This window comes from Paenibacillus sp. FSL H8-0048 (genome assembly GCF_038002825.1).
GTDB lineage: Bacteria > Bacillota > Bacilli > Paenibacillales > Paenibacillaceae > Paenibacillus_AQ.
In genome coordinates this window covers 62594-89553 of sequence record NZ_JBBODF010000001.1, presented here as the reverse complement: position 1 = coordinate 89553, position 26960 = coordinate 62594, and the positions used below count along the sequence as shown (strand labels likewise).

The following is a 26960-nucleotide window of genomic DNA, read 5'->3' as shown; positions in this document are numbered from 1 at the left end:
GATAATAAGGTCCGACTTCCTCTATCTTTCCATCATCTCTCTACTCAACTGTCGAATCGGCCCTATCTGCTTCTCAAACATCATATCCCAAATATCCAGGCATTCACGCGAGATCATTTTTAAATTTGGATTGTTAGATCCAGATGTTTCATCATATAATCCAATAATTAGTTTGGATAATTCATCTTGCACACCCCATAAACCTTGAAGATTATCGGTTTGATTATTTATTAAATGTCGACTCATTGATAGGACAACGTCCTTATACTCGATAACTGATTTTGATTCCTCCTCCAAATATTGTACAAAAGCATACATTAAATTTCTGTTAAAATTTGAGTTCGTTATCTCAATTAAGAATTCCCTATCTCTACTTAAATCTATCAAATTATCATAAAACAACCTTGAGATAGGGATTTCCAGGTCTAAATCGCTTTTTTTAAATCTACGAATAATATCTTTAGCTAAGTGATTATAGCTTTCCTTATTAAAATAGATAGTAACCATATTTAATACATTTTCAGCTTGTACCTTGCTCATAACTTCAACATTTGTCATTTCATTTTCAAATTCATTCTTAAGGATAAACATTTCAGCCAAGCAGTGCGCACCCATCTCTATTAATTCTTGATCATCAGAGGTATAGCACTGGTTTATAAGTTGTAATACTTCTTGACGATATTTGGGATATAGTAAAAATAACATATCTTTTGTACCACGAAAGCCTGCAAAGCGATAATCTTGTTTGTATAAACTAATAATTCTTTCAGATGCCCAATTTTTATCTACATTAAAAGAAGGCCATAATGCAAAGAAGCTTGCAAGCCTTACTGCTGGATTTTGATCCGATACCATTTGATCAAGCGTGACTTTTAATTCTTCAAAAAAACCATAATTCCTCCAAATTAATCGAGCAATTGATTGAGCTGCTCTCCCTCTTACACAATTTAATGCGTTACTTTGTAACATGTTGAACGTATGCATTCCCTTGTCTTCATTATTAGTCACATCAGGTTTTCCCATTATTGGATTATTATGATTAATTGCAATATCTTTGATAATATCAAGGATTTCATGGGACCATGCAATATTATCTCTCTTCTCAATAATCGTGCATAAGGAGCTTGCCCTACTATAATTGTCATTATCATATAGATACTTCAATATCATTTCTTCTAATAATTCTTGAGGAATATTATTCAAGTAACTGCTATGTGCAACACCATTATAAAGTGAGTCAATATATGCGTCAGAAACCTCTTCACGAATAGATAACAATAACTTGATCATCCTTGTAGGGTTTTCAGTTACAGCATCATTAAAACTACTTGAAAATGTTGAAAGAGAGTTTTCGATAAAACCTCCTGGAACCTCTGTCCAACGTTTTCTCTGTTTGTCATTTAGCTTTTTATTTGTTAATAAAGTTCTCCACGTTCTATTATTTAAATTCTTACCTTCTATAGGGGAATTTACCGAACCACCATGTCCATTTGAATATTTGTAAATTGAGGATTCATTAAGGGATTTTCGTTTCAAAATCAAGAGTAATTCCTTGGCTTTATTACTTAAACGATTACTTGGGAGAGCTTCTAAAATATCTCTCTGAAAATCCCCCCAAAAACTCCAGTAAGCTTTATAATCTTTATTTCCTTTATTGTATTCAATTCTTCTACGATACATATCTTTTGCTCGTGGAGAAATGTAGCTTATTACCTTATATTCTAGCATCCCAAAAACCTCTTGTTTGCATGTTTCAGAATGTCTGATTAATATCCTTTTGGCTAATAATAACTCATCACCATTACCACTTGTTTTTTCAAAAACGTTATTATCAAAATCAATACTTAAGTATTCAATAATAAAATCACTATACGTATGTGGGAAATTACAAATTCCATCTAATATCAATTCATTAAAGATTGCTTTGCCTTTCCCCATATATTCATCATAGCGATTTAAAAATAAGTCCGGATCATTAGCAATTATTGCTGAATTAGCTTTTTTAATAATTCCAATACTTGCTCTCTCTAAGCTTCTTCTATAATTACTTCTAGCAGACCAATCACTATAATTTAGCATCCCATCGTCTGACGTAGGAATATACGGCAATAATATGTTGATTACATCCATTCCATTTTTTATAAATATTTCAGAATCTTCTTCTAGGAATTCATCCACATATCTATATATACTTTGACTCTGTCGCTTGAGTTGATTATTCAATAAAAATGCTAAAACTCTTATTGTTCTCATTTCACATTTTTTCAGCATTGCCTTAATGTCCATATGCGTATCAGCCAGTTGAGGATATTTGTTATAAAACTCCATACGAAGTTCAAACATCTCATCTGAATCATAATTTATATTGTGTGAAAAGCATCGAAAAAACTCCATATCATCTTCTTCTGATTTAAATAAATGTTCTACTATAAATTCAACATCTTTGACTTCATAATTTGGAGAGAGATTGATTACAAGCTTTAATGCAATATTCTTTTTTTCAGGATCACTAAACCATTTATCTAAATACCCATGATCTCTAAGTAGTCTAATATATTGTGGTTTAGTGTAAACGACATTATTTATTATATGCTTACTGTATAAGTCACTTTCACAATTTTCTAATATATAAGTTTGAATATTTTCGTCTATAGTGTCTAACTGATTTAATATTTCAAAAAAGACAAATTTAAGACTATATCTAACCTGATCAGAAGATAACATTGTTTGACCTGCTTTAAGAAAATCTTCACTACACTGTTCGTTAAGATTCTGCAGTAGCATCTGCACCTGATATCTTTTTCCAGGGGTCTGCTGTTCTTTACCTCCAATAGCCCCTAATATATCTTCAGTTTCATAATACTCAGTTAACATCTTTTCAACCAAGAAATAGTCTAATATGGACTGGTGAGCAAATGAAATCTTATTGTCTTGTATTACCAGAAAACCGTTAGAAGATAAATGATCCAAAACTGATATATTATCATGTAGAAGCATTCGAGGAATTGAAATTCGTCCGATTTTATTAAAATGACTTACTAACCTTTCTTTTGTTATGTTTACCTCTGTTTCACTAATACCTAGTTGATTGCAATTTCTTTTTAGTTGTAGCCACCAAGCAGTTATTAAATGATTCGCTGTTGAAAACTCATTGTAAATATTCCCTTTGTCTAATTTACTCCAAATAAAAATATTGCTTGGTATTTTAAGTATTTGTTTCAATTTGTTTGTTAACCCACTGTACTCTGTGCCAATAATATTTTGAACTGTTTCCTCATTTAATTCATTAATTCTAATCTTTTTCCACTGAATTTTATTCTTATTATCGCTGTTCAAAAACAATGATTTGATATTATTATCGTTTTCCAAGTCGTATGTTCTGCAAACAAAAACAATAGATATTTTATTACTTCTTTCAAGGTTTAATTGCTCTACTTGATTAATTATCTGATTACATACCAACAGGGCATCTCTTGAATGCGCTTGAGTCCAACGTAGAGCATCCAATTGGTCTAGAATGACCACTGACCTTTCTGTTTTGGAAACACTATGAATACAATGAGCAATAGAGGCCGGTAACCCTAAATTTTCTCCCCATTTTTCGGCATTGTTACTTGGAATGCGTTTGTCTAACTTTATAGCTAGATATGGTATTGTATTCTCTAAGCAGTAATTAATGATATCTTCAGTGCAACCACTTTTTCCATAACCGGCTTTTCCATGTATTAATATTGAATTTCCAAAATCTATTTGTTCTCTACATTTTTCGAATTCCTGTCTATTTATTAACTCTCCTTTAAATGGAGTAAAAGATGACCTATACTCCCTATTTAGTTCTTTAATTCTAGGAATAATTCGAGTATCCTTTGCAAGTTCTTTTAGTATTATTCCTCTTTCTTCAAAAAATTTATGTAATACAGATGAATTGATCTCTTTACCATACATAGTCCCTTCAACCATCCAAGACACTAAAGTATCGTATATCTCTTCTTCATTTCCAATGAACAACAAACTTATTTTTGATATCATTATTTCCTTTAATTGAGTGTCTGGAAATTGTCGATAATGTATTCTCCGTAAATATGCTATACATTTCTTAAGATCGGAATCAAGATTAGGATTTATCCCCATTGCTTTACAGAAATTTTCGAAAAAATTATTAACCTCTTTACTCGCATCAGGAATACGACTGTGATAAAAGTCTTTTGGTGAACTACTAGTACTCTTTGCCCTAGTTATTAAGTCCTCTAATAAAGTAAAAGCTAAGGGAGAGACTAGGGATACCGAAATTGTTGCATCTCTTTCTAATTGAAGTTTCCAATTTGCAAAGATTCCTTTGGCATTTGCAGTGCCAAACTCCCAATATTCTTTACTTCCACTTCTTCCTTTACACTGTTGGCCTTCTCTACTCCCATTCTTGTAACCAACCCATATATCAATGCCTTGCTCATCGTCACCGAGGGCTTCTAGAATTAAATAATCAATCTTTTCATCTAACACCTGAAGTATTTGGTACACTGCATATCTATATTCATACCTGTTACCAAGTTTATCTCCCCTGCCCCCGGTTGGATACGGCATACATTAGCCCCCAATCAATTAATTCAATAAATTACCATAAAGCTATTCTATCATTTGATGTATATATTTTAAAGAACGTTTGTTTGTACTTAAAAGATTAATTTAATGTGCTTATCTCAAATAACCCCGTTGGGTTTCTGCACAAAAAAACCGAAGCTTAACTTCGCTCCGGTTTACTTACTTATCATTACATGACTAGTATTATTCAACTCCCTTCTCCCCACCAAACACCTCAATCATCATTAACGCACCTATTTTATAACCTTGGATAAAAGATAAAGCTGACTGTAAAGAATTTGAGTCACTTTGTAAATCATATAGTTGCTCCACTTGTTTAAATTCTTCTTCGGGTAGTCTTTCTTTGAGCACCTGCAATAAATCAATAATGTTCTGATCAATCTTCTGTACCTCAGGATTACATGTATTGTTCAATTCATTCGGGCGCAATTTGCCGTAATAAAAATCCTCCAAAATAATGATCATCAGACCTCCTTCTGTGGACTTTCCCCCTAACATGAATTAATTTTATGCGAAAACCGCATAAAATACAATATGCAATTTTCGCATAAAGTACACTTAGCTTGGGTGATGAGCATTGTATTTAAAGATCCGTGACTTACGCGAAGATAAAGATCTAACACAGCAACAAATGGCTGAGTTATTACATATTACACAAACCACCTATTCTCGCTATGAGAATGGGAATTTGGACCTTCCTAGCGCTGTTCTGATTAAGCTAGCTAATTTCCATAATGTTAGTGTTGACTATATTCTAGGACAGACCACCACCCCTACGCGTTATCCTCCTGCATATGATTAAACTGGAACAGAAGCGAACTCATATGAATAGCCTCTCCCTACCAACACGTTCGTACTCTAAAACTCAGTCATGCATAATTTTTATGCGAAAATCGCATAAATAACAATATGCAACTTACGCATAACGTAAACTTGGCTTGGGTGATGAGCAATGTACGAAAGAATCCGCGGCTTACGCGAAGACAAAGATCTGACACAACAACAAATGGCTGAACTTTTAAAAATTACACAAGCCACTTATTCCCGATACGAGAATGGGAATTTGGATGTTCCTAGCGCCGTATTGATTACGCTGGCTACTTTCCATAATGTTAGCATCGATTATATCTTGGGGCAGACTGATAGCCCTAAGCGTTATCCTACAAAAAAAGAATAATCTGCAATCTAAACAAGTTCATGCTAAGAAGCACATGAACTTGTTTTTATTTTTAGGGAATAGACCTTCATGAAAAGAAGCTATTACCTATACAAATTGAACTTTTTCAAATAAAAAGACAGTGAGAAGTGATGGAGTGAAATTTTGAAACTGTCGGAGCGGTTAACAGAGAAATCTGGGGACAACAGCGGCCTGAAGCCCAAATATTCTCTGTAGTTACAGTCTATCCAGAAACATAAAAATCATTATTCATTCTGTATAGTAATTAAATGCCTTCAACGATACGCTTAGAGCGCAGCGACACTTGCTCCAATAACTCGTCTTCATCAATAGTGAGCAGTTGACGGCCTTGCATCAACACTTTTCCGTTAACGATGGTGGTGTCCACGTCCGCTCCGTTAGCGCTGTATGCGAGCAGTGAATGGATGTTGTGTATAGGCTGCAAGTGCGGTTTTCTCATATCAAGCAAGATGATATCTGCCTTCTTCCCGATTTCAAGCGTGCCCACCTCATGGGCGATGCGCAGCAACTCTGCACTTCCGGCCGTCGCCATGCGAAGAGCATCCAGAGCAGGAAGCTTCGTAGGGTCGCCGTAATCCAACTTTTGCAGCCATGTTGCCGCCCGGATCTCCTCGAACATATCTAACGTGGTGGCGCTACCCGCCCCATCTGTGCCTAAGCCTATCGTAATCCCTTGGTCAGCCATATCCTTGATCGGCGCTATGCCGCAGCCAAGCTTGAGATTGCTCACTGGATTATGGGACACTCCGCCCCGCATACTCTTCAGATAACCGATATCACGGCGATTTAGATGCACGCTATGTGCGAGGAGCACATGCGCTTTTTCAAATAGACCGAGGTGATATAAATATTCGGTTGGGGTCTGATTATACTTTTCCCGAATCTGAAAGACTTCTTCTTTCGTTTCGGCCAAATGAGTATGTAACGGTATGTCCTCCTGCTCCGCCCAATCGATAATCTCTCTAAAGGGCTGCGGAGGAACAGTGTAAGGGGAATGCGGACCTAGCATGGTCGTAATTCTGCCTTCCGCTGCACCGCTCCAGTGACGAACGAGATCAAGCGCCTCCGACATTCGCCGCCCTCCGTCATTTTCGAGAAAGGTGAGCCCCCGTGTTAAAGAAGCCCTCATACCGACCTCTTCTACCGCTGCCGCGATTTCATTCATGTGGATGTACATGTCGGCGAAGGTAGTCGTACCCGATTTAATCATCTCCGCCATCGCGAGCTTCGCTCCCCAATAGATATCCTCTGGCGTCATTCGCGCTTCAGCAGGGAGCATTTTCTGGTTCAACCAATCCATAAGCTTCAAATCGTCGGAAAATCCCCGCAACAAGCTCATAGGTGTGTGTTGGTGAGCGTTGATTAGCCCAGGCATTGCTGCCATCCCCCCGCCATGAATGACCACATCTGCCCCGGTGGATATGATGGACTGAATGTCCGCTATGAGGTCCCCGTCGATGAGAATATCTCCGATATAGGGCTCCTCGTTCCCCATGCTTAAGATGGTCGCGCCTTTGATTAACGTCTTCATCGTGACAGCCTCCTTTTCTAGGGTTTATACTAAACCTTGACGTTGAGTGAGGGTCAAGAACATAAAGGGGTCTGTCTCATGAAAATAAAAGAAGTCGCTGATATGCTGAAAATATCGCAGCGCGCGATTCGGTTTTACGAAGAAAAAGGGCTCATAGCTCCTTCCAAACAAGCTGACAATCAGTACCGGAGGTTTGACGAAGAAGACATTTGGCGCTTGCAGACGATCATTGCACTCCGGGAATTAGGAATGCCAGTTAGTGATATTAGGACTGCACTATTGGATATTGAAGCCAAAGGAAACAGCCAATTACGATATTTGTTGGAACTCCAGCGATCCGTCATGTTCACCAAATGGGTCGAAATGCAGCAGATTATCGAGACAACAGACCAAATGATTGAAACCCTCAAGCAGGACCATACCCTTCCGCTTGACGACATTTACATACTGGCGGAGGGTTCGAGAAGACTGAGAGAACAACGGACATGGAAGGATAAGTGGGGGTATGACCGTTTGGCCGGCGTTCACGATCAGTTGGTTCAAGAGGACACACGGAAATATGGGGACTATGATGAGGCGCTGCGGATCGTCGTGAAGTGGGTCTCGCCCATCCTTGGGGAAAGGGGTTTGGATATTGGAACAGGTACGGGAAATTTAGCCGGCCGACTGATCCATGAAGGCGTGGTGATGGCTGGGGTGGATCAGTCCAACGAAATGCTAAAGGAGTGCCAGCGTAAATTTCCTGAGATGGAGACCAAGCTTGGCAATTTCCTGGCATTGCCGTACCTTGACGGGAAGTTTGATTTTATTGTTTCGAGCTTTGCCCTGCACCATCTGACGAGCGACCAAATGCTGCTCTCTATTCAGGAGATGCGCAGGGTATTAAAACCTCACGGAAGGATCTGCGTCGCGGATTTGATGATTGACGGGGAAGGAAGCACACCACATGAAGGTGATGAGGATTCTATTCTACTCCCCAAGCTCATTGATTTATTAGAGGAAAGCGGATGCATCACGAAACACGTTAAAGTAAATCGATTGTTGCATGTTGTTTTAGCAGTACCTATTCGGTAAAAAACCTCCCCCCTGCGGCAAGGTTCACCGTATTGTATGTGTACCAAACGAAGCCAGCGTTCAACTAGCCGGAAACGGGTGATTATCTCCCCCCTCCTCCTGCGTGACCATCTGATCCCGAAATGCTAGTTCCAAACAGTAAAAAACGAAATTAAAACCTTAAGATGGGATGTAATATCGAGTCACGAATATGATCTATGTCTGAAAAAAAATTACGCACTGCAAGGAGGAATGGGAACGAAATGAAGTTCGACCTTCGAGAATTAGCGTTGTTTGCAGAACAGACCGTAACCAAAGCAGGTGACAGAATTTCCGATCTGCGTAACCGTGAAAAAATTGAAGTGAATTACAAGGATGCAGGTGAGCTCGTAACATCGGCTGATTTGCTATCGGAAAGAATTATTCAAGAAGCCATACAGGTTACATTTCAAGGTCATCGAATCCTTTCGGAGGAAGATGGAGTACATAGCTGGGATAAGTTCAATTTTGATGGTCCGGTTTGGGTGATTGACCCTTTAGATGGAACCGTTAATTTTGCCCGGAACCTGCCGCATTACGGAATTTCGTTAGCTTTTGCCCTTGATGGCGTAGTGCTGGCAGGAGCCGTGTATGCGCCAGATTTGAACTGTACCTATGTAGGTATAAAAGGGCAAGGCTCGTATTGCAATGGTGAGCGTCTAGGAATTCGTACATGTACTTCCCTACTAGATGCTGTCATTGGTACGGGCTTCCCGCATGATCCAGCCCAAGTACAGCCAGCAATCGAAAGAGTAAACCGGCTCAGAAGCAACTGTCGTGACATTAGGCGTTTTACCGCTCCAACAATAGACATATGTTATGTGGCTTCCGGAAGGTTAGATGCTCATACAGAAAGTCTCTCACCGTGGGACGTAGCCGCTGCTGGTTTGATTGCACGGGAGGCGGGAGCATTGACTTGCCATGTACAAGCGGTGCCAGATAACATCCCTGTAGAACTTTATGGTGAAGAGGTTGTATTCACGACACCTGGAATCTGCGAGGATCTCTTGACGTTATTGCGGATGGAATCGGAATAACAGAATTGTGTGTTCTTCAGGGGCGTTTGGCTTAGCGTAACGGACTGAGGTACTCTTATTTGGGAAGAAAGTCGCCAATTGGGCGAGTAACGGACTCTACAGGCCTTATACTTTGCACTTCAGCTCCGAAACGTCTCATAGAGAGACTATAATGTCGTCTGAGTCCGTTAAGCTGCAAAAAGTGGCGTTTTCGCGGAGATAAGGTCTCTCCGGTCCGTTAGATTTTGGGTTGATAGGGTAATATGGCATAATAAAGAGGATATAAGTTCTTGAGTGATTATTTTTTATAATGGAGGAATGTAGCATGGGGATTTCTGTTTATTACACATGTACGAGAAATCATAACCTTACGGGCAGTGAGAAGCAAGAGATTACGGCCATTATTGATAAATACAATGCGGATTTTGAGATGAAGGATATTGGAGAAACATTTCATGTGTATGACTATGACCAGGATGAACCAACAGTAATCTTTGCAGGTGCAACAAAACTGCCCCTATCAGACAATTTTGAAGATACATTGCATGCGCTGTTTTATTGGTTGACCTGTTTGACGGATATTAGAAGAAGTATTTCTAATGGAGATTGGCATGTGCATCTAGATGATACGGATGTTATTTGGGATGAGGGCACGGGTTGGCACATGCCCGGCGATTAGTATTCTAAGGTGTAATCTATTTGGAGGTGAGTAAGATTTCTCAAATCGATGAATTACATACAAAAATAGAGGAGTTATTAGCTGAAAAAGTTGTGGATGAAGACATTGAGTACTTTAAAGATTACAAGAAGATAACTGGAGTAACGGATAAACAGATTGACGACTTTGAAAGAGATTATAGCATTTCGTTACCAACAGATTTCAAGGCGTTTTATGCAATTAAGGATGGCAGCGGTTATCCGCTTAATCTTTTGTATACTTCATATGGAGATAGTGTTATTCCATTCACCTTGCTTTCCTTTGATGATATTAGAGACACTAAGAAATTTTTCTGCGATCGTGATAATTTAATGAGCGAATATTACAGCGATGAGGAAATTAGTAAGCTCGATTCACGTATTAAGCCCTATTTATTTAACAAGCGTTGGTTTCCTTTTGCACAGGTTGTAGGTGGGGCAATGTATTTAATGTTAGACTTGGACCCAACAGAACATGGTACTGTTGGGCAAGTTATCTTTTATGTGCATGACCCTGATTTTGTATATTTTATAGCTCCAACATTTTCAGATCTTTTATTGGATACTATTCAAAATCTTGAAGATGATTGGTATGAAGAGTGCCGGTGAAAATAATGCTGTTACCCAATCTTCTTCCTAAAACTAAACCGCGCACCGCCCAGCTCTGAGCGGGAATAGGTCAGCTCCCCGTTCAGCCGAGCCGCAATCTGGCGGCAGATGGCCAGGCCAAGGCCTGTTACTCCGTTCGCTCCAGTGTAGAAACGTTCGAAGACCGCTTCCCGCTCCTCCTCCGCCAGCCCCGGGCCGTTATCTTCAATATGGATAGCCCACGCTGCTCCAGGAGCTTCCGGGTCCACCCGGATAACCACCTGATCTATGGTATGCCTAACCGCATTCTGCAATAGATTGACCAGGATACGGAATAGCTGCTCGCCGGGAATCGTAACTTGCAGGCTCTCCCCTTCCACGGTGAGCTTCAGTTCCCTCCGGTTGGCCTCCGGCATGAGCAGCATAGCGGCTTCTTCAGCCATGGTCCGCAGGTCAACGGTGGCGGCGGGCCAATGCTCGTCAACGGCTTCCAGCCGGGAGAGCTGGAGCAGCTTGTCTACCATGTCAATCAAACGTTGCGATTGGTTGGTAATGACCTCAAGCCCCTCCTCCTGCGTGACCACCTGATCCTGAATGGCAAACACGAAGCCGTGGATGGACATCAGGGGGGTTTTGAGCTCATGGGAGATATTTTGCAGGAATTCAATCTGGTTCCGCTGATGCTGCTGGATGCGCCCCGACATGGATTGGAAGGTGGTCATCAGCTCCCCAATCTCGGTCCGGTCCCCCTGCGGAAAAGGATTGCCCAGCGCATAGGAAGGCTCATATCGTCCAACGGCTTCCTTCAGCCGGTTCAGCGGCCGCACCACCCGTGAGACGGCGAACAGCCCGATGGCGAGAATCACCACAAAGCTCGCTCCGATGGACAGCAAGGTGGTTCGCATGAGTGAGCCGTATAAGGCCCTAAGCGAAGATAGCGGCGAGTAGATGAAGATTTCATCGGACAGCCCTCTCAGCTTTTCTTGCGCATAAAGAACCTTCCTGCCGTGCAGGAGGGCAATTCCATTTTTCCCCGTAGGCGTGTAATGTAGTTCCTTCCCTTCCTCCTTCTCATCACTGGCATCAACGATCCTCTGATTGCCATTCAGAATCATATAATCTGCGTTCATCATCAGTCCCTTGACGACATACTTGAACTGTGTGCTGCTCAGATTGTTGAGGTCGCCATCGCTGAGCAGCTTCTGCGCCTTCCCTACCTGCCCGTGCAGCTCAGCCTTCACCTGATTCATCAGGATGTCGTCGATCAGATGTACGAACAGCATCACCGTAATTGCTACAGTGATGAGCATGGCAATGCAGAGAGAGAACAGCATTTTACCGCGAATGGTCCGCATGGCTACACCTTCCGTACGGCTGCACGGTATCCGAAGCCCCACACCGTATCAATTAGCAGCGTGGAGTGGTGCTCGGCGAGCTTTTTACGGATTCTTTTGACCACATCATCTACAACCCGGACATCCCCGAAAAAATCATATTCCCACACCTGCTGGATCAGATGCTCACGCCCGAAGGGCCGTTCCAGATGGGAGGCCAGAAAGAGTAAAAGGTCGAACTCCCGTGAGGTTAGGCTTACTTCCTCTGCATTCACTGTGACTTTACGGTAATCCGCATCAATCTCCACATTTCCGGATTTGCAGACTTGCTTCGCTGCCGCCAATGGCGGGGTCTCCTCCGCAGCTGCATTGCCTGCTCTGGCCAGACGCAGCATAGACTTCACCCGGCCCACCAGCTCACGCGGATTGAACGGCTTGCTCAGGAAGTCACTACAGCCCAGCTCCAGCCCCTGAATCCGGTCACTCTCTTCGCCCCGCGCAGAGATCATAATAATAGGAAGCTCGGTGAAGGTGCGCAGTTCGGTGAGCAGTGCCAGTCCGTCAATCCCGGGCATCATAATATCGAGAATCAGGCAATCCGGGTGCTCTGTGCGGACATGCTCGACCAGCGTGCGGCCATTCGAGAATGAAGTTACGTCATACCCCTCCTTGCGCAAATATTCAGAGAGCAGCTGTAAAATGAAAAGATCGTCGTCTACGACTACTATTTTGGTCATCATGTATACCCCTTTACCGTCCTAATCTAGCTCTATCATACAGGGTTATATAGGCAGATAAAAGACAGGACCCGTCTTAAGCCCCGCCTTCCCCTTCTTCGGAAAGAGATGTGAAACTCTGTTCTTACATATCCGCAGACTGACCGTCACAACATGTCTCACTCCTCAATAGTATAAAACTAAAGGGGGAGTGATTATGACTCGCAGGGTTAGCAGATTCCTCTCATGTCTACTGGCTGTTGCGGTTCTAACATTGGGCATCCATACCGCCGCAGCTTCTGCCATCAGCAAAGTGTCTATTACATCTGTGACGGCCACCAAATCCGGTATCACGGTCCGGCCTTACACCAGCAACCCCGCATTATCCAAAGAAGAGCAAGCCAAAGCCTATCGTGATTATAAGAATCTGACACGTGTCGTTATGATAGACAAGTATGTACTGTCCGGTCAAGGGACCAAGACAAAGATTGGCATTGGTGCTGGCTTCATGCTACCTGGAGGATACATTGTCACTAACAATCACGTGGCTCCCGCCAGCTATAATGGAAAGAAATTGCGATTCCAAATTACCTTTTATGCGCAAAAATCGGACGGGTATCTGCTTGGCACATTAGTGGCAACAGATCTTAAGGAAGACCTCTCACTGCTGAAGATTAATGTTAACAAAATCCCGAAAGCCTATCAGGACAGCTACTTCAAGGAGTTCAATCTTGTGCCAACGGCCAACGAAACGGTAACGGTCATCGGGCACCCTACCAAGCCAACAGGAAATTCAGACACTGTGACTACCAAGAGATACCCCTGGACACCGCTCTACGGAACATTCACCGCCGATGATGTGGCCGTTATCCGCAAATCGAAAAATGCATCAACACCCGATGTGTACACGCACTCCATGGAATTCAAAGTACAGACCTGGCCTGGAAATAGCGGCAGTGCTGTCATAGATTCGAGCGATAAAATAGTCGGCGTAATCTCCTCAACGATCCTTGGTGAACCCCGATCCTTTGCCACCAGTTCGAAGCTTATCTTACAGTTCATAGAGAACAACCATTTGTCAGAAGCTATTTTTGGACACGCCGAGGACGGAGATCAGAGTTAGTTAGGTGAATCAAGTGGAAACGGCTTTGCCGTCCTTTTAAGGACGGTATCGTTTCAGCGAGAAATAGAAGGATACTTTATCGTGTGCAACATATAAAGTCTTATATTTAGATCAAAAGCGGGACTCTTCACGAGCCCCGCCTTCTGTGGTTATAAGTATGCTGCTGCGGAAGACTGCAATGACTGCATTATTTCTTCTTTGGTTTCACAGGTTTGGCTGCCGTTTTTTGTTTGGCATGTGGGGCTGCTGACTTTACTGTTGCTTTTTGTTTGGCGGCTCTGACTGTTTTTGCAGCAGCTTTGTGTTTAATGGTTACAGCTGTCTTAACTGCTGCTTTGTGCTTGGCTGGAGTTATAGCCTTGACCGGACTCTTAGTAGCTGCTGTACTCTTCACAGAGGTTACTGCTTTGGCAGGAGTAGATGCTTTTACAGGAGTTACCTTGGCTGGGGTAGCAGCTTTCACCGCTGGTGCAGTCACCTTCACTTCTTTCACTGGCTTTACTACAGGCGCCGTTGCTGCGAATGCGCTCGTGGAGCCGCCCACTACACTTACTACTGCTAATACTGCGATTACTCTTCTTGTCCATTTGATCAAATCAATCACCTCTTCTTTGAAAGTATCTTCATCTTAGCAGGCGATTGCGGGAATTCTGTGGCACAAGTATGAGTAAAGTATATGAAAATAGTGTTATAAAATGTGAACGGTGGCAACGTCCTTGCCTGCCCACAAGTTGAAGCTGTAACCCGGTACCCACAAATGCCACGGTGCACCGTCCACAATAAAAGCCACATCCGCATACGTATCCCAGGTATCCTCCAATTGACTTGTAATCCTGACCAATACGGTCCAGGTATCCCCATGCATGAACCCGTCTATGATCTCCCCATAGTTAACAACGATATCGCGGATCCATTCATTTCTTGAAAATTTGCCGGGGTCTCGATGCCAGGTTATTAGAGCTTGTGCGTGTCTAATAGCGTTCATGGGGTTACCAGCCCCAGACCATTCATTACATAGGGACTAGCAATATCTACAAGCACTCCGGTCCGATTCTTATCATCGGCATTTAACCAATAATGCGCAGCGCCATAGATGGCTGAACCGGTCATGGCCGCCATGATTTTGATATGATGAATGTCCACTCCAGGGTAGGCATTGCCTTTCAGAAAAATGCTTTCTATGGTTTGCTGCAGCAGTTTTTTTATTTTGTCATCGACCAGCTTAGCCATCAGATTTGAATCTATTCTGCAGATCCGGTAAAAATCTATGATGTATTGGTGTGTCATTATGATTAACTGGTCACATATATCATCCGTAAACTCCTGTGCATCCGCCACTTGCTCAGGAATCCTCTCATGAAAAGCCTGTTCTGTGACTTCGTCCAGCAAAGCATATTTATCTTCAAAATGGGCATAAAAGGTGGCGCGGTTAATGGTTGCCTCCTGAGCGATATCTTTAATGGTGATTGCATCAAAGCCTTTTCTTTGCAGCAAATCTCTGAACGCTGTTCGAATTAACTGTCGTGTGCGCAATACCCTCGGATCTTCCTGATTTACCATTCCTATATCTCCTTATTAAACATCAATATTCACAATGTGTTGCCTATGCAACTTTCCTCTAACTCTGCCGATTGAACTCTCAAGCACGCAATATTATTATTTTATCAGTCAGGTGTTGCTTAAACAATCCGTGAATCATACTTATGTTCAATTTATGAGGAGGATCATTATGAAAGCTATTGCTTTGACAAGCTTTGGAATTCCCGAAACGCTGGAAGAACTGGAAGTACCGGTCCCCGCAATCACCGGCACACAGGTTCTCGTCGAAATGCGCGCCTCATCCATCAATCCCGCAGATGCTCTGTTTCGCAGCGGTGCAATTCTTGAGGGTCCGGTGGCCGATAAATTTGCGGATCAATTTCAATTGCCGCTTATTCTTGGTAATGAAGTAGCTGGTATTGTTAAAGAGGTTGGCGTGAAAGTCCGGCATTTCAAGCCGGGGGATCGTGTCATGGGAATGATTCCGCGAGGTTCCTACATGGACTATGTTGCCGTGGAGGAAGATCTCCTAGCCGTTATTCCTGAGAGTGTCTCCTTCGAAGAGGCCGGCGCTGCGCCTGCCGTTGCCTTGCCAGCCTGGCAAGCGCTGTTTGAGCATGGCCAGCTTCAACCGGGACAACGCATCCTTATTCAAGCTGGCGCTGGAGGAGTAGGACATGCAGCAGTCCAGTTAGCCAAGCAGCATGGAGCATATGTAATCGCAACTGCGAGAGACTATAATCACGATTTCGTCAAAGGACTCGGTGCTGACGAGGTGATCGATTATACGAAAACCGACTTCACCACCCAAATCACAGAGCCTGTTGATTTCGTGTTGGATTCCGCTATGGACCCCGCCACTTTCGGTACCGGGTTACCGGGAGACATCGGAACGAAGAACTACTCGGTCATCAAGGATGGCGGAACCTATATTTCAGTGGTGGCATTCGCGCTCAATGAATACCCGAAGGTTCGCGGAATTAACGCCTATTTCTTCCAGGCAAGAGCTAACCGTACTGATTTTGAATCCATTCTCCGCCAGATGCAAGAGAAAAAATTGAATATTCATATCCATGAGGCTTATCCCTTCACTGCCCAAGGCCTGCTCCAGGCGTATCGCAAAAGTGAAGAGCCAACCAAACGGGGGAAAATCATCATAACGAAAAATCTTGGATAAATGCCATGCCTGGCGGGATGGGAATTTGTAATCTGCATGAAGAAGGGGCTGTCCCAGAAGCCATGAAGCGGCTGCTTGGGATAGCTCTTTATGCTGGAGTAGATTCGGTGTGAGCACTTGGGGGAAGGGGGACGCTCGATTCAGGCATCAGGCCTGCGTGTGTGCAAATGTATGCTGTTTTCCGTATACATTTGGCCCCACGCGCCTTCAGCGAGCCCATTGTATGCTGTTTTCCACATACATTTGGCCCCACTCACCTTCAGCGAGTCCATTGTATGCTGTTTTCCACATACATTTGGCCCCACGCGCCTCCAGCGGGCCCATTGTATGCTGTTTTCCACATACATTTAGCCCGCGCGCCTTCAGCGAGCCCATTGTATGCTGTTTTCCACATACATTTAGCCCACGCGCCTTCAGCGAGCCCATTGTATGCTGTTTTTGGCATACATAATTCCCGCAATAAAAGGGGCTATCACTTTTGGGACAGCCCTTCATCTCTCCTCCATCGGTCAATAATCGGCTGGCCGCTCAAGTGGAGTATGTCATGGTGGTCTTCGCAGAGGAGCCATTGAAGTTTTTTGGAGATTAAGTAGTATTCATTGAGGTGGCATAACTCAGGGATCACTTGAAGAATTGCCGCCGTCTTCCCCTCATACAGCCACAGCTTATCATAACAGTCCTCCGCAATGAAACAGATGGATTCATCTTGGATGATGTCTCTTAGTTTGGCATATTCTTTGTCTGTGAAGCTCGCACTATGCCGGGGTTCCTGGAACCGGTTCCAGCCCCAGTGTAATCCCTGTGTATAGTGGGTCTTCACCAAAAACCGTTCCTCGATTTCACGCAGTATACGCATCCACTGATCTTTGCGAACTTCATGTAGCCCGCTCCGGTCCAGCTTCAGCGACTTGATTAATTCTTCGATCTCTGCGCGAACAGATAGGGAATCCATTCTACTCCCCCACCTTGTTCTCTACGAATTTCAACCGTTGTGAATAGTAGTCCTCTGCAACCTTATTCTCCAGCAGCCCAAACGTCGTATGATCCATACATACAGGCATAGAAAATCGTAAGACCGGCATAGTTTGGCGGGATGGAGTATCCTCATGAGCAATCACAAATTCTACTCCTTCCAGATTCAGATCAGAAGGTTCGGGAGCCTCATAATTACTCAAGACCTGCTCCCCCCGAAGGTGTAACTTGTTGCCTTCCGCCGTCCAATGAAAGGTCTCAATCGACATCGAGTCCCAGGCCCATACATACAGTCCACCGACCAAACTCCTATCAGTTTATTATCCATTACCCCTTCTCCCCTCTCATAGAAATCACCTTATATTTGAACAACAGCGTAATCCCCAGATTCATCAGAAAATGCACAAGCAGCGGGACCAGCAGATTATGCGTCTGCACATACACCCACCCGAAGACCAGACTCGGGATGGTGATGTTCAACAGCATTAGCGGCTTAGTATAATACTGGACATGCGTTCCCACAAACAGCACGGTGGTGACTGCAATAGCGGTCCAGGGGCCGGGAAGGTAGAGGTTCAGTACATTTTGAATAATTCCCCGGAACAGCAGTTCTTCAAATAATGCCGCAGCTAACGTGAAGGCAAGGATTGCCGCAAGCGAATACTTTTGATAGCTCTTGTTCGTCTCGTCAATATAGCTGGCAGGCGTAAGCAGGGTCAGGATGATCCCGAACAACAGCAGACTGATTGTAGGAAGGACAGAGTACATTGCCAGCTGCAGCGGATTCTCAAAGGATAAGAGGTCCTCCAGCGTCAAGACATCGTAGATAACAAGGGCAAAAAGAACGGCTGCACTGATCAGGGCGAAAGCGAAAAAGACTAGTATAGCGTCTTTGGGATTGAATGGTTTTGGGCCAGGTGGAGGCGTTTGGGCTGAATGGTTCATAACTTTCCTCTCTTCCCCTCTTCTTGAATAACTATGTAAGTTACAATCTTCAAAGGCTAAAATAACATAACAGACATTATTACCACAAGAATGAGCCTGTTACGCGCCGCGCAGAGGGTAAGATCCTCAAGACTTATCTGCTTTAGCACAAAATCATCCTAATGGATGATAAGATTACCTTCGAGTGAACACAATGTATGCTGTCTTTCATATACATTCAGGCCGTGTGCCTGCCAAGCACAAGCAAGCTCCCGTGAACACCACAGGAGCTTGCTTCATTTTACAGACAGATTGTGATCCGCCGCTTCACGCTAAATTGCTTATTGCATCCCCTGCATAATGGCATTGATAATGCCTTGCTGGGTGACGGTGTTGTTATAACGGTTGAACAGGGCGAAGCCATGCTGGCCGTTATAGCCATTGTCCCAATAGACAGGTACGGCCTTGTACTTCTTGGCGGTTGCGGTTACGGCTTTGGCATAGGCGGCGCGGTAGTTGTTATTGCTTGAGTCATAGGACGATTTGTCAATCGAACCGAATTCTCCGATCACCACCGGATAGCCTTGGGTTGTGAATTTATTGTACATAGATTGGAGCTGCGAGTTCAGATAGTCCTCCTGTCCCCAGGTAGATTTCTTGGCAGGGTTCGTCGCTGACGCACCCCACTGCGTAATATTCCCCGATTCCTCGCCGGCAAAATCCCAAGGGGAGTAGTAGTGGGCGGAGATCATGATTCTTTTTTCCGCGCTGGGTATGGCAGATGATCTGTAATTGTCAGTTGGAAGTACGAACCCGTAATTGCCTGCTGTATAGTCGATATTCGTATTCCAACCCGGAATCAGCAGCCATCTGGCGCTATTGTTGCCGCCTGTCTGTCTGACCGTATCCACAAAGATCTGATTGTAAGCATTCAGGTTGGCGTAGTACGCCGGATTCGGATTGCTGTAGTTGCCGTCAAACACCTCGTTCATCGACTCCAAAATCAGCCGCTCGCCATAATTTGCGAACTTATTCGCGATCTGCTGCCATACCTTCTGGTACTTCTGCTTAATGGCGGTCTGGTTGCCGCTGTTCACGAGGAGCCAGCTGCCCTGAACGGAATTGAAGCCGTCCCCGTGAATATTAATGACGACATACAGGCCTTCATTGTAGGCGTAATCCACGACTGCTTTCACACGGTCCAGCCATGCCGAGTTAATTGTATAATTAGGAGCGCTGCCGATATAATTCAGATAAGAGACTGGGATGCGGATCGTTTTGAAGCCTGCTGCTTTGACCTTTTGGATCAGCTGCGGCGTAATGGTTGGGTTATTCCAGGCCGTCTCGCTGGGTATTCCATTCACTGAAGCTTCGAGCGAGTTGCCCAGATTCCATCCGGCCCCCATCTCGCTGACGATCTGCGAAGCCTGCAACGATCTGAAGTCCGGGGTCAGCGCGGCTGACGCCTCTTCCGCAGAGGCACGTGAACCTGAGCTGCCGAACAGGGTGGAAGCCAGTAATACTAGAGCGACGCTGTATACTCCGTATTTTTTGATTTTGGCTAACATATTTGAACCTCCATTCTTATAGTAATTGTGTCACACGAAAACGGTTACAAGCTTATTTATGAACGACGAAATTGCTTGGATTGCATTCTTATTATCAGGCAAGACAGAAGCATCGCTATAGAAATTCCGAACATCAAAATGTATCCATTATAAAACCGAGTGCCTAAGGCTCAATCCCCCACACCAGCTGCCCGTTCACATATCCGGTAACCTGCTCATGATCCGCGAACTGGGTGCCGGCGGCATTAAAGGAATAGTCGTTGGCCTGATTGTAATTGGACCAGTTGACCTTAGCGAAGCGGGTCTGGATCTCGGCGCTCTGGCCGGGGTTCAGGGTGCCCGCAGCACTGGTGAAGCCAATCTCCAGCGCATAATCGGCACCGGCCGCCGGGGTGTCCAGCTTCACGAAGGTCCCGGTGACATTCGCATTTCCGATGCTGGCCCAGTCGGTCCAGAAGCTCTGCTGCTGCTCGCCGTCAATCGTGTAGTAATACCGGAGCTTCACATCGCTGAGCTGGACAGGTGCATTCCCGGTGTTGATCACTTTGAATTTAGGTGCGATTCCATTGGTCGAAGCACCGGTGCTGCCATTGTAGGATTGAATGGTCAAGTCACCTGAAGGCAGCGGAACACTGCTATCCTCTACATTCACATTAAGTACAACCTCAGATCCGCCGCTGAAATGAAAGGTAATCGTATTCTGTCCCAGCGGCAGTGTGGAGAGGTATGCTTTTCTCAAGACCACTGCAGTGTCTGTTGCCGTAAAATCCTGGCCGGATACAAGTGTGTAGCTTCCGCTCTTCAGGCTTGTCAGCTGATGCCCCTGTAAGGTAAGCGCTACGGAAATATCCTGCGCAAGATTCGCCGCCCGGTCAAATACCGCATGGTCTGGTGAGATGGCAGCGCCTGGCGTTGTATCGGTGACTTTTACTTTTAACACGGGGTCTTGGCCCTGATTGAAATCCAGGATGATCGAATGCTCACCAACCGGCAAAGTTGCCAAGAACGCCTTAGTGAGCAGCAGTGTGTTCCCGTTTATGGTATAGTCCTGGTTCTCAGTCAACACGTTGGTACCCGAACGAAGGGCCGTTAACGTGTTGCCGTTCAGATTCATAGTCACGGTCTGATCGGTCTGATGCGCCGGAGCTTTGTCAAATTCGACCATAGATGGTGTAATGGTGGCGCCCGGATGAGGGTTATTCCCCTTCAGATCAGGCAGCTCGTCCAGCGTAATGACATAATCACTCTGATACAGAGTGGTCAGCGTAGCCGGATAATTGAACGCCGTGCTCATCAGATGCTCTCCGTACCATGGCAGGAAGTAGAGCCAGCCAGTCCGCTCTTCGGTCAGATTCTGCACACTGGGAACGGTGTCGTTCTCGGTCATGGCTACCATCTTCTTACCGCCAGTCAGATCCACCAGCTGATAAAAGGTCGAGCTAATCGCGTCCTCATTCGGCACGCCGGACAAGCCGTCATAACGGTTGTAGATGGTGTTGTATTTATCGTAGCCGACAATATCCACCTGATCATCCCCTGGATACCAGGCCGGAGAAGTGCTGTACACATAGCTGTTATAGGTCCAGATCAGGTTATGCAGGCCGTAGGTCTCTGTAAGCTCTGTATAGAGCTGGTCCCAGAGCTGCTTGTACACCTCTGCCCCTGCTGAAGCCCACCAGAACCACGCCCCTTCTCCATTCAGCCCGCCGTTGCCTTCTGCCTCATGGTAAGGACGGAAGATCACGGGCACATTGTTGTCCTGCAGAATCTGTAATTGTTCCGCCAGATCCTGGATAGCAAGCTGCAGATACTGGTACTCTTTGGTCCCTGGAATCACAGCATTAGCGGTATTGAAATTGGTCTCGGTTGGTTTATAGGTCGCCTGCTTCCAATCCACAAATTCCCCTAGCTGATAGGCGGTGAAGTCACGGGGAACGGTAAGGTGCCAGCTATTAGTCGCAATCCCGCCCTTATTATTCACCCAGTCGATCATGCGGGCCGTAGTGCCGTCCTCCCAGCCATACAGCGGATTGTAATTCATGAGGTCAAACCCGCGGACTGCCGGATATTTCCCGGTTAGATTGTGAATCCAGTCGAATTCCAGCTCGGAGTTGCCGTCATTCCCTCCACCGTAAATCTCCTGCTGGCCCGAGAGCATATGCTTACCGTACACCTCCGTCAAATAATTCATCAGGAGCTGGGTTTCGGGCGTAGCCTGAGCGTCAGAGAGAACGGGCTGTACAATCAGGGGGTCCAGGTTCGCATGATCCACCGTGAAGGTGTCGAAATAAGCGAAGCCCCAGCCTGCTTTTACCTGAATGGTATTGCTGCCTTGAGTCAGCTTGTGATAGCCGAAGTTGAAATCCTTCCATGTAGTGGTGTAGGGCAGCATATACGAACCCTTCGCAGCACCGTTAACGATTAGCGCCTGCTGTCTGCCATCCGGACTCAGCTCCTGCATATAACGGGTCGAGATCGTATACATGCCGGTTGCCGGGACAGTTACAGTGTAGGTTAGCGTACCGGAGTTCTGCATCCAGACAAAACCGCTTCCCGAATAGCCGGGCTTCGGCGTTCCGTAAATCTGGGTCGTCACTTGCAAGTCCGGGGTGAGCTGGGCATCCTCGCTTTCGATGGTAATCAGTGCGGGGTTAGCGCGGGCGACAGGCGGTGCAGTAAGTCCTCCAAGAAGCAGCGTACACGCCAGCAGCATTGTTCCTGTTCTTTTGAGCCATTTCTTCATTTTCCTCTTTCCTCCCCATCAACAAAATGGTAAAACCTTGGTTAACCTATCAGATCATGGTTGCGCTTTCATAGCAAAGATAGCATGTATTCCATATTTTGTAAATACAAATTAGCAAGTATGCCCAGTGGTATGAAATGCAGGAGGGAGAGAAGGTGCAGTTCATCGCGCGCGGAGGGAGTGCGGAGGAAATGCGAAGGGAATCTAGTGGAAAAAGTACAATTAATTCGAGCGCTAACGGGGGAGTTGCGGGTAGCAGTTGGATAAACAACACTTCTTCATTTGTGCAAATCCAGCCGATTTCATAGAATCGGCTGAAAGAAGTGACTTTTTTCTAAATATTGCTTGAAAGGAGTATGATTCGGCGGGAATAAGTGCCTTTTATCCAAGCTTAGTTTCCTTGTTGATTGGCAATGCTCAAGGTGCAAAAACCTCCGGGTTGTCGCTCGTCCAAGCACCGATGCAGCCGATCAGGCAGGCTGTGCAGCTTCTCAGCACCCGCCCGCTCAGGCTGTCCTCATACTCTAAGACGATATTGATGCCCTGCCCCCGCCAAGCGAGAATCCGGCCGGAGAAGCCGGGCCACTCACATTCCTCATCCATCGCGGGCTGGCCGTATGCCGCCATCGCCTGTACCGGAGAGGAGCTCATTGCAAGGCTCCCGGGAAGCAGCCCGGGATAAGGAGTCTTGACCCGGTCATCCGCTCCGGGTGCGAGGAATTGAACAGCACCGATAATCCATTCTTGCGGGTCTGGATGCCGGAGTCCGGTCAGATTCTCCAGCTTGGGTCCGCGGTACAGATCAATGCGTAGTGATGATTTCGCTGTCCAGACGATTTCGTCGTTGAAATAGCTTTTTGGCGTGGGCAGTCTCCGGACACCGTAAGGTTTCAGCAGGGCCTGGATACGCTTGGGATCATATGGCTGGCCCAGCATTTCCACCAGTTGCTCGGAGGGTTCATTCGTGGTCATGCCTTTCCTCTCCCCTTCACTTGTTCTTCTGTAATCCGCTCTTATTATAGCAAAAGCGCACTCCCAGATGAAGCTTAAGGAAGCGCGCTCACTTGCAGGTGCCATCCTAACGAAAGCTTAGTTGGCGTTGCTGAATTTCAGGCCCTCCTTGCCCAGTTCAAAGCCATACGCCTTGGCCAAAGCCTGAAGCTCACTGTCTTCCAGCAGCTTAATCTCCTTAACAGCGTTGTCCTTGTCTCTGATGACCCGGAAATCAGCTGAGCCGTTCCCGTCATAATAGAATTTATTGAACTTGCCTTCATGCTGAAGGTCAGGGTCCATGAACAGGCGGATATGCTTGCCGTTGTACAGGAAGCGGTCCTGGGCCTTGTCATACGTCAGTCCATAGGTCATGTAATCCTTCAGCGCATCATAGTTAAAATCGGTTACTGCCGCTCCATCCTCCGAGGAAGCTGCCGCTGCGGCAGAATCAAGCCCGCTGTTGTCGTCGCTCTCCTGTGCATTCATTTCCGCAGAATTCACTGTATTGTCACTGCTTACCGCATCGCTGGACTGCTCCGCGAACGCGGACACCGCTCCTGCGATCAGCATGAGTGAAATGGCCGCCGTCAACACCGTCAATTTTTGCAATTTCATGATCGACACGATCCTTTCCTTTGTCGCATTTTTACTGAAGCCTGTATACAGGGGTGTGAACCCCCTCTGTTGCTCCGCCACCTCCAAGAGACATAACGCATAATCCGCCTTGTGCTCTGCACCCAGCTTACGGATGACTCTGGCATCACAGACCATCTCCAGCTCCCGGTTCAGATAGAAGACCATCAGCCAGACCAGCGGATTGAACCAGTGCAGGCATAGAGCTACGGACGCAGCCAGCTTCCATACTGTATCGAAATACCGGATATGCAATTACCAGCACCATGCCGAACTGCTTCTTCTGCAGCGCCTCCATGAAATCCCAGAATTCAGGATGCGATGTCGGCTCTCCCCCGGAGATGGTAATGCTTGTATCAGGATGATCCGGCAGATCATTAATGATGCTCATGAAGGTAGGCATATCAATCTGTCCCTGCTGAACGCCGGATTCGTTATAGCAATGCAGGCAGCGCAGGTTGCAGCTCGAGGTGATTTCCAGATAACAACCGCCTAATCTAAAGCTCTTGGCTGGGGATAACAATTCCACACTAGCACCTCATTTCCTTATTTTCACAAAACCTCTCTGCTCCAGCTCTTCAAAAGCGCCAATACAGTCCGCAATAATATCACTTAACTCAATCTGGTCCTTCTCCAGACACTGGTCATGGAGCATACCGGCAACCTCGGATATCGTTCGTCCATTACAGTGCTCCCACAAATACTTGGCGGTCTGATTCAAGAAGAACATCTCATGATTACGGTCCATCACCAGTGATTCCTCACCTAAATCCTCATGGATAACATCGACTTTGGACAATAATGTACTTGCGTCCATTCACTCACATCCTTACGGGAAATAAAAGATTGTTGTTGCTGGATAGCCACGGCATAACGTGATTTGTTTCACATATGAATCTATCAATGATCTCTTGCATCTCTCGAATTCAATATAACGCATCCTTTCACTTTATGGAATATTATGTATGATAATGGTATAATAAGGAATGCAAACGCATTCCACGGTTCATTTTACTGTCCATCTATGAGGAATGAGGCCACATTAAAAGGAGAGATAGACTTGTTTCATATAGGCGTGTGCGATGATGATGCCAACGTTCTGAGCAAGGTGAAGCAGTATTTCAAGCTGCTGTCACTGTCGACTAACTATTCATTTGATGTCCACTGCTTCTCTTCCGGCGAACAGCTGCTGCAGGATTACAAAGCCATGCAGGGAGAATACACCTATCACCTGTTGATTTTGGATGTCGAAATGACCGGAATCAGCGGAATTGAGACCGCTCAGGCTATCCGGTCTTTGCCTGACCGCGATGTGCAGATTATCTTTTTGAGCAGCTACCCTGAATATATTATGGACAGCTTTGACGTTCAGACCTTCCAATACCTGCTCAAGCCGGTTCCTTATGAATTATTCCAAGAAAAAATACTCAAGCTGTGCAGCTATATTCATTCCAGCCCGAACCGCTTCTTCACCATTAAGGTAGAGGACGACGATCAGGTGGTGCTGCGATGGTCCGATATTATTGCCATTATCAAAATCAAGCATCCCTCGCACAAAACAAGCTGAAGCTCATCACTGTCTCCCCGGAATACTTCATTAATGGCACCTTGCAGAGCTATTCGGACAAGCTGGGCAATCCGTTCCTGCTGATTCACCGTTCCATTATTGTGAACTTGGAGCATGTCCGCAGGTTCAACGCGAACTCCGTGGTCATGTCCAATAATGAAGAATATCCTATTGGTCGCTCCCAGTCGAAGTCCTTCAAGGATGTCTATGCCGGATATGTACTGGAAGAAATTCAAGGGAGAGGATAATGATGGTCTTATGGTTCAGGAGGAGGAACGAGGCTGCGAGGCTGGCTGAGGTGAATGGCCGTCTGCATAGACAGCTTGAAGCCCAGGAGCTCAGCTATCAGGATACCTTACATTCCTTCATGGACATCAAGCGAATTATTCATGATATGAATAAGCAATTGGTATACATACGCACCTGTATTGAAGCAGGCCATGCGGCAGAGGGCGCTAATCATATTAATGGGATTCTGCACCAGATCGAGGCTTCCTGTAACACTATCACTACCGGCAACCTGGCGGTGGATGCCTTGGTCAGCCATGCGCTTAACCTCGCTTCTGACCTGAATATTGTCATGCAGCATAAGGTACAGCTCACCGGTGCACCTGTTAACATTGAACGCTATGATCTGTGCATAGTACTTGGCAACCTTCTGGATAATGCCATAGATGCAGCGAGACAAGTCCGGCCGGCTGAGAACAGGTCTATTCAGCTTCATATCCATTCGAACAACAATGCCCTCTTTATCTATATCGGCAACTCCATGGCCGCTCCCGCCAGCACAGCAGCGCCATGCCGCCGGGACCATCCGGAATTGCACGGAATCGGCTTAAGTACTATTCAGCAGGTTACGGGCAAATACGGCGGGCATCTGAGAACGACGGTCAAGCCCGGAAAGTACGAAACGGTTGTTGTTCTGCCTTATACAAAGACCGGCAGCTAAAT

At 45.4% G+C, this 26960-nt stretch carries 28 protein-coding genes; 11 read left to right on the top strand and 17 right to left on the bottom strand.

The features are described from left to right. Positions 1-21 precede the first annotated feature (21 nt). Both NSU18_RS00420 and NSU18_RS00415 read right to left on the bottom strand, forming a co-directional pair. On the bottom strand, positions 22-4581 hold the full coding sequence (locus tag NSU18_RS00420) for a hypothetical protein (protein WP_341147909.1): 4560 nt from the start codon (positions 4579-4581) through the stop codon (positions 22-24). 201 nt (positions 4582-4782) lie between these two features. Beyond that, positions 4783-5064, bottom strand: coding sequence for a DUF6809 family protein (locus tag NSU18_RS00415; protein ID WP_341022830.1), 282 nt, complete (start codon positions 5062-5064; stop codon positions 4783-4785). A 112-nt stretch (positions 5065-5176) separates the two neighbouring features. On the opposite strand from NSU18_RS00415, the gene NSU18_RS00410 reads away from it, so the two are divergent. Then, on the top strand, positions 5177-5401 hold the full coding sequence (locus tag NSU18_RS00410) for a helix-turn-helix domain-containing protein (protein WP_076083328.1): 225 nt from the start codon (positions 5177-5179) through the stop codon (positions 5399-5401). 150 nt (positions 5402-5551) lie between these two features. Further along, positions 5552-5776 carry a helix-turn-helix domain-containing protein gene (locus tag NSU18_RS00405; protein ID WP_341022832.1) on the top strand — a complete coding sequence of 75 codons (225 nt, stop codon included), beginning with the start codon at positions 5552-5554 and terminating at the stop codon, positions 5774-5776. 265 nt (positions 5777-6041) lie between these two features. Here the strand turns inward: NSU18_RS00405 and NSU18_RS00400 are convergent, their stop codons facing one another. After that, entirely contained in the window at positions 6042-7328 is a 1287-nt protein-coding gene (locus NSU18_RS00400) for an amidohydrolase (RefSeq protein ID WP_341147908.1), read from the bottom strand. A 78-nt stretch (positions 7329-7406) separates the two neighbouring features. Between NSU18_RS00400 and NSU18_RS00395 the strand changes: the two genes are divergently transcribed. The 4 genes from NSU18_RS00395 to NSU18_RS00380 all read left to right on the top strand — a co-directional run bounded on the left by NSU18_RS00395 (position 7407) and on the right by NSU18_RS00380 (position 10741). Next, positions 7407-8402, top strand: coding sequence for a MerR family transcriptional regulator (locus NSU18_RS00395; protein ID WP_341022836.1), 996 nt, complete (start codon positions 7407-7409; stop codon positions 8400-8402). A 242-nt stretch (positions 8403-8644) separates the two neighbouring features. Then, complete coding sequence (locus NSU18_RS00390) at positions 8645-9457, top strand: inositol monophosphatase family protein (RefSeq protein WP_341147907.1); 813 nt, start codon at positions 8645-8647, stop codon at positions 9455-9457. A gap of 304 nt (positions 9458-9761) precedes the next feature. Then, a complete protein-coding gene (locus NSU18_RS00385; RefSeq protein WP_341147906.1) occupies positions 9762-10115 on the top strand; it encodes a hypothetical protein in 354 nt (117 codons plus the stop codon). A gap of 26 nt (positions 10116-10141) precedes the next feature. After that, the gene (locus tag NSU18_RS00380; RefSeq protein ID WP_341150961.1) at positions 10142-10741 is read left to right on the top strand and encodes an SMI1/KNR4 family protein; all 600 of its coding nucleotides are present in this window, start codon (positions 10142-10144) and stop codon (positions 10739-10741) included. 11 nt (positions 10742-10752) lie between these two features. Here NSU18_RS00380 and NSU18_RS00375 read toward each other — a convergent pair whose 3' ends face one another. Together NSU18_RS00375 and NSU18_RS00370 are read right to left on the bottom strand one after the other, a co-directional pair. Continuing rightward, positions 10753-12075, bottom strand: coding sequence for an ATP-binding protein (locus NSU18_RS00375; RefSeq protein WP_341147905.1), 1323 nt, complete (start codon positions 12073-12075; stop codon positions 10753-10755). 2 nt (positions 12076-12077) lie between these two features. Then, positions 12078-12791 (bottom strand): response regulator transcription factor, encoded by a 714-nt coding sequence (locus tag NSU18_RS00370; protein WP_341147904.1) that lies wholly within the window; start codon positions 12789-12791, stop codon positions 12078-12080. A 196-nt stretch (positions 12792-12987) separates the two neighbouring features. Between NSU18_RS00370 and NSU18_RS00365 the strand changes: the two genes are divergently transcribed. Next, positions 12988-13893: a S1 family peptidase gene (locus tag NSU18_RS00365; RefSeq protein WP_341147903.1), complete on the top strand. Its 906-nt coding sequence runs from the start codon at positions 12988-12990 to the stop codon at positions 13891-13893. 187 nt (positions 13894-14080) lie between these two features. On the opposite strand, the gene NSU18_RS00360 is transcribed toward NSU18_RS00365, so the two are convergent. The 3 genes from NSU18_RS00360 to NSU18_RS00350 all read right to left on the bottom strand — a co-directional run bounded on the left by NSU18_RS00360 (position 14081) and on the right by NSU18_RS00350 (position 15453). Continuing rightward, a complete protein-coding gene (locus tag NSU18_RS00360) occupies positions 14081-14497 on the bottom strand; it encodes a hypothetical protein (RefSeq protein WP_341147902.1) in 417 nt (138 codons plus the stop codon). An 84-nt stretch (positions 14498-14581) separates the two neighbouring features. Beyond that, entirely contained in the window at positions 14582-14878 is a 297-nt protein-coding gene (locus tag NSU18_RS00355) for a hypothetical protein (protein WP_341147901.1), read from the bottom strand. Beyond that, entirely contained in the window at positions 14875-15453 is a 579-nt protein-coding gene (locus NSU18_RS00350; protein WP_341147900.1) for a TetR/AcrR family transcriptional regulator, read from the bottom strand. The genes NSU18_RS00355 and NSU18_RS00350 overlap by 4 nt, the downstream gene beginning before the upstream one ends. Positions 15454-15622: 169 nt before the next feature. On the opposite strand from NSU18_RS00350, the gene NSU18_RS00345 reads away from it, so the two are divergent. Next, positions 15623-16609, top strand: coding sequence for an NADP-dependent oxidoreductase (locus NSU18_RS00345; RefSeq protein ID WP_341147899.1), 987 nt, complete (start codon positions 15623-15625; stop codon positions 16607-16609). A gap of 472 nt (positions 16610-17081) precedes the next feature. On the opposite strand, the gene NSU18_RS00340 is transcribed toward NSU18_RS00345, so the two are convergent. The 9 genes from NSU18_RS00340 to NSU18_RS00300 form a co-directional block, all read right to left on the bottom strand. Continuing rightward, on the bottom strand, positions 17082-17561 hold the full coding sequence (locus tag NSU18_RS00340; protein WP_341147898.1) for a DUF6756 family protein: 480 nt from the start codon (positions 17559-17561) through the stop codon (positions 17082-17084). A 1-nt stretch (position 17562) separates the two neighbouring features. Further along, complete coding sequence (locus NSU18_RS00335) at positions 17563-17784, bottom strand: hypothetical protein (protein ID WP_341022857.1); 222 nt, start codon at positions 17782-17784, stop codon at positions 17563-17565. A gap of 124 nt (positions 17785-17908) precedes the next feature. Beyond that, complete coding sequence (locus NSU18_RS00330) at positions 17909-18526, bottom strand: CPBP family intramembrane glutamic endopeptidase (RefSeq protein ID WP_341147897.1); 618 nt, start codon at positions 18524-18526, stop codon at positions 17909-17911. Positions 18527-18846: 320 nt separating this feature from the next. Further along, positions 18847-20073, bottom strand: a complete 1227-nt coding sequence (locus NSU18_RS00325) for a glycoside hydrolase family 5 protein (protein WP_341147896.1) — start codon at positions 20071-20073, stop codon at positions 18847-18849. Between the two features lie 163 nt (positions 20074-20236). Further along, the gene (locus NSU18_RS00320) at positions 20237-22816 is read right to left on the bottom strand and encodes a glycosyl hydrolase (protein WP_341147895.1); all 2580 of its coding nucleotides are present in this window, start codon (positions 22814-22816) and stop codon (positions 20237-20239) included. Between the two features lie 417 nt (positions 22817-23233). After that, positions 23234-23788 carry a hypothetical protein gene (locus tag NSU18_RS00315; RefSeq protein ID WP_341022866.1) on the bottom strand — a complete coding sequence of 185 codons (555 nt, stop codon included), beginning with the start codon at positions 23786-23788 and terminating at the stop codon, positions 23234-23236. A gap of 117 nt (positions 23789-23905) precedes the next feature. Next, positions 23906-24640: a M56 family metallopeptidase gene (locus NSU18_RS00310; protein WP_341150960.1), complete on the bottom strand. Its 735-nt coding sequence runs from the start codon at positions 24638-24640 to the stop codon at positions 23906-23908. Next, complete coding sequence (locus NSU18_RS00305) at positions 24570-24971, bottom strand: radical SAM protein (protein ID WP_341147894.1); 402 nt, start codon at positions 24969-24971, stop codon at positions 24570-24572. The genes NSU18_RS00310 and NSU18_RS00305 overlap by 71 nt, the downstream gene beginning before the upstream one ends. Before the next feature lie 9 nt (positions 24972-24980). Beyond that, the gene (locus NSU18_RS00300; protein WP_341147893.1) at positions 24981-25259 is read right to left on the bottom strand and encodes a PqqD family protein; all 279 of its coding nucleotides are present in this window, start codon (positions 25257-25259) and stop codon (positions 24981-24983) included. A 243-nt stretch (positions 25260-25502) separates the two neighbouring features. Between NSU18_RS00300 and NSU18_RS00295 the strand changes: the two genes are divergently transcribed. The 3 genes from NSU18_RS00295 to NSU18_RS00285 are packed head-to-tail and all read left to right on the top strand — an operon-like array spanning position 25503 to position 26958. Then, entirely contained in the window at positions 25503-26009 is a 507-nt protein-coding gene (locus NSU18_RS00295) for a LytR/AlgR family response regulator transcription factor (RefSeq protein WP_341022872.1), read from the top strand. After that, the gene (locus NSU18_RS00290) at positions 25952-26257 is read left to right on the top strand and encodes a LytTR family DNA-binding domain-containing protein (RefSeq protein WP_341147892.1); all 306 of its coding nucleotides are present in this window, start codon (positions 25952-25954) and stop codon (positions 26255-26257) included. The genes NSU18_RS00295 and NSU18_RS00290 overlap by 58 nt, the downstream gene beginning before the upstream one ends. Continuing rightward, positions 26257-26958 (top strand): sensor histidine kinase, encoded by a 702-nt coding sequence (locus tag NSU18_RS00285; RefSeq protein ID WP_341022877.1) that lies wholly within the window; start codon positions 26257-26259, stop codon positions 26956-26958. Before NSU18_RS00290 ends, NSU18_RS00285 begins: the two co-directional genes overlap by 1 nt. The last annotated feature ends 2 nt before the right edge of the window (positions 26959-26960 follow it).

Bases quoted from the DNA above. Each gene is read 5' to 3' on its own strand.
- NSU18_RS00420 (WP_341147909.1), bottom strand. From the start codon at position 4,581: ATGCCGTATCCAACCGGGGGCAGGGGAGATAAACTTGGTAACAGGTAT.
- NSU18_RS00320 (WP_341147895.1), bottom strand. From the start codon at position 22,816: ATGAAGAAATGGCTCAAAAGAACAGGAACAATGCTGCTGGCGTGTACG.
- NSU18_RS00365 (WP_341147903.1), top strand. From the start codon at position 12,988: ATGACTCGCAGGGTTAGCAGATTCCTCTCATGTCTACTGGCTGTTGCG.
- NSU18_RS00385 (WP_341147906.1), top strand. From the start codon at position 9,762: ATGGGGATTTCTGTTTATTACACATGTACGAGAAATCATAACCTTACG.
- NSU18_RS00355 (WP_341147901.1), bottom strand. From the start codon at position 14,878: ATGAACGCTATTAGACACGCACAAGCTCTAATAACCTGGCATCGAGAC.
- NSU18_RS00285 (WP_341022877.1), top strand. From the start codon at position 26,257: ATGATGGTCTTATGGTTCAGGAGGAGGAACGAGGCTGCGAGGCTGGCT.
- NSU18_RS00350 (WP_341147900.1), bottom strand. From the start codon at position 15,453: ATGGTAAATCAGGAAGATCCGAGGGTATTGCGCACACGACAGTTAATT.
- NSU18_RS00390 (WP_341147907.1), top strand. From the start codon at position 8,645: ATGAAGTTCGACCTTCGAGAATTAGCGTTGTTTGCAGAACAGACCGTA.
- NSU18_RS00300 (WP_341147893.1), bottom strand. From the start codon at position 25,259: ATGGACGCAAGTACATTATTGTCCAAAGTCGATGTTATCCATGAGGAT.
- NSU18_RS00345 (WP_341147899.1), top strand. From the start codon at position 15,623: ATGAAAGCTATTGCTTTGACAAGCTTTGGAATTCCCGAAACGCTGGAA.
- NSU18_RS00330 (WP_341147897.1), bottom strand. From the start codon at position 18,526: ATGAACCATTCAGCCCAAACGCCTCCACCTGGCCCAAAACCATTCAAT.
- NSU18_RS00375 (WP_341147905.1), bottom strand. From the start codon at position 12,075: ATGCGGACCATTCGCGGTAAAATGCTGTTCTCTCTCTGCATTGCCATG.
- NSU18_RS00415 (WP_341022830.1), bottom strand. From the start codon at position 5,064: ATGATCATTATTTTGGAGGATTTTTATTACGGCAAATTGCGCCCGAAT.
- NSU18_RS00325 (WP_341147896.1), bottom strand. From the start codon at position 20,073: ATGTTAGCCAAAATCAAAAAATACGGAGTATACAGCGTCGCTCTAGTA.
- NSU18_RS00315 (WP_341022866.1), bottom strand. From the start codon at position 23,788: ATGACCACGAATGAACCCTCCGAGCAACTGGTGGAAATGCTGGGCCAG.
- NSU18_RS00340 (WP_341147898.1), bottom strand. From the start codon at position 17,561: ATGGATTCCCTATCTGTTCGCGCAGAGATCGAAGAATTAATCAAGTCG.
- NSU18_RS00290 (WP_341147892.1), top strand. From the start codon at position 25,952: ATGGTCCGATATTATTGCCATTATCAAAATCAAGCATCCCTCGCACAA.
- NSU18_RS00405 (WP_341022832.1), top strand. From the start codon at position 5,552: ATGTACGAAAGAATCCGCGGCTTACGCGAAGACAAAGATCTGACACAA.
- NSU18_RS00400 (WP_341147908.1), bottom strand. From the start codon at position 7,328: ATGAAGACGTTAATCAAAGGCGCGACCATCTTAAGCATGGGGAACGAG.
- NSU18_RS00370 (WP_341147904.1), bottom strand. From the start codon at position 12,791: ATGACCAAAATAGTAGTCGTAGACGACGATCTTTTCATTTTACAGCTG.
- NSU18_RS00395 (WP_341022836.1), top strand. From the start codon at position 7,407: ATGAAAATAAAAGAAGTCGCTGATATGCTGAAAATATCGCAGCGCGCG.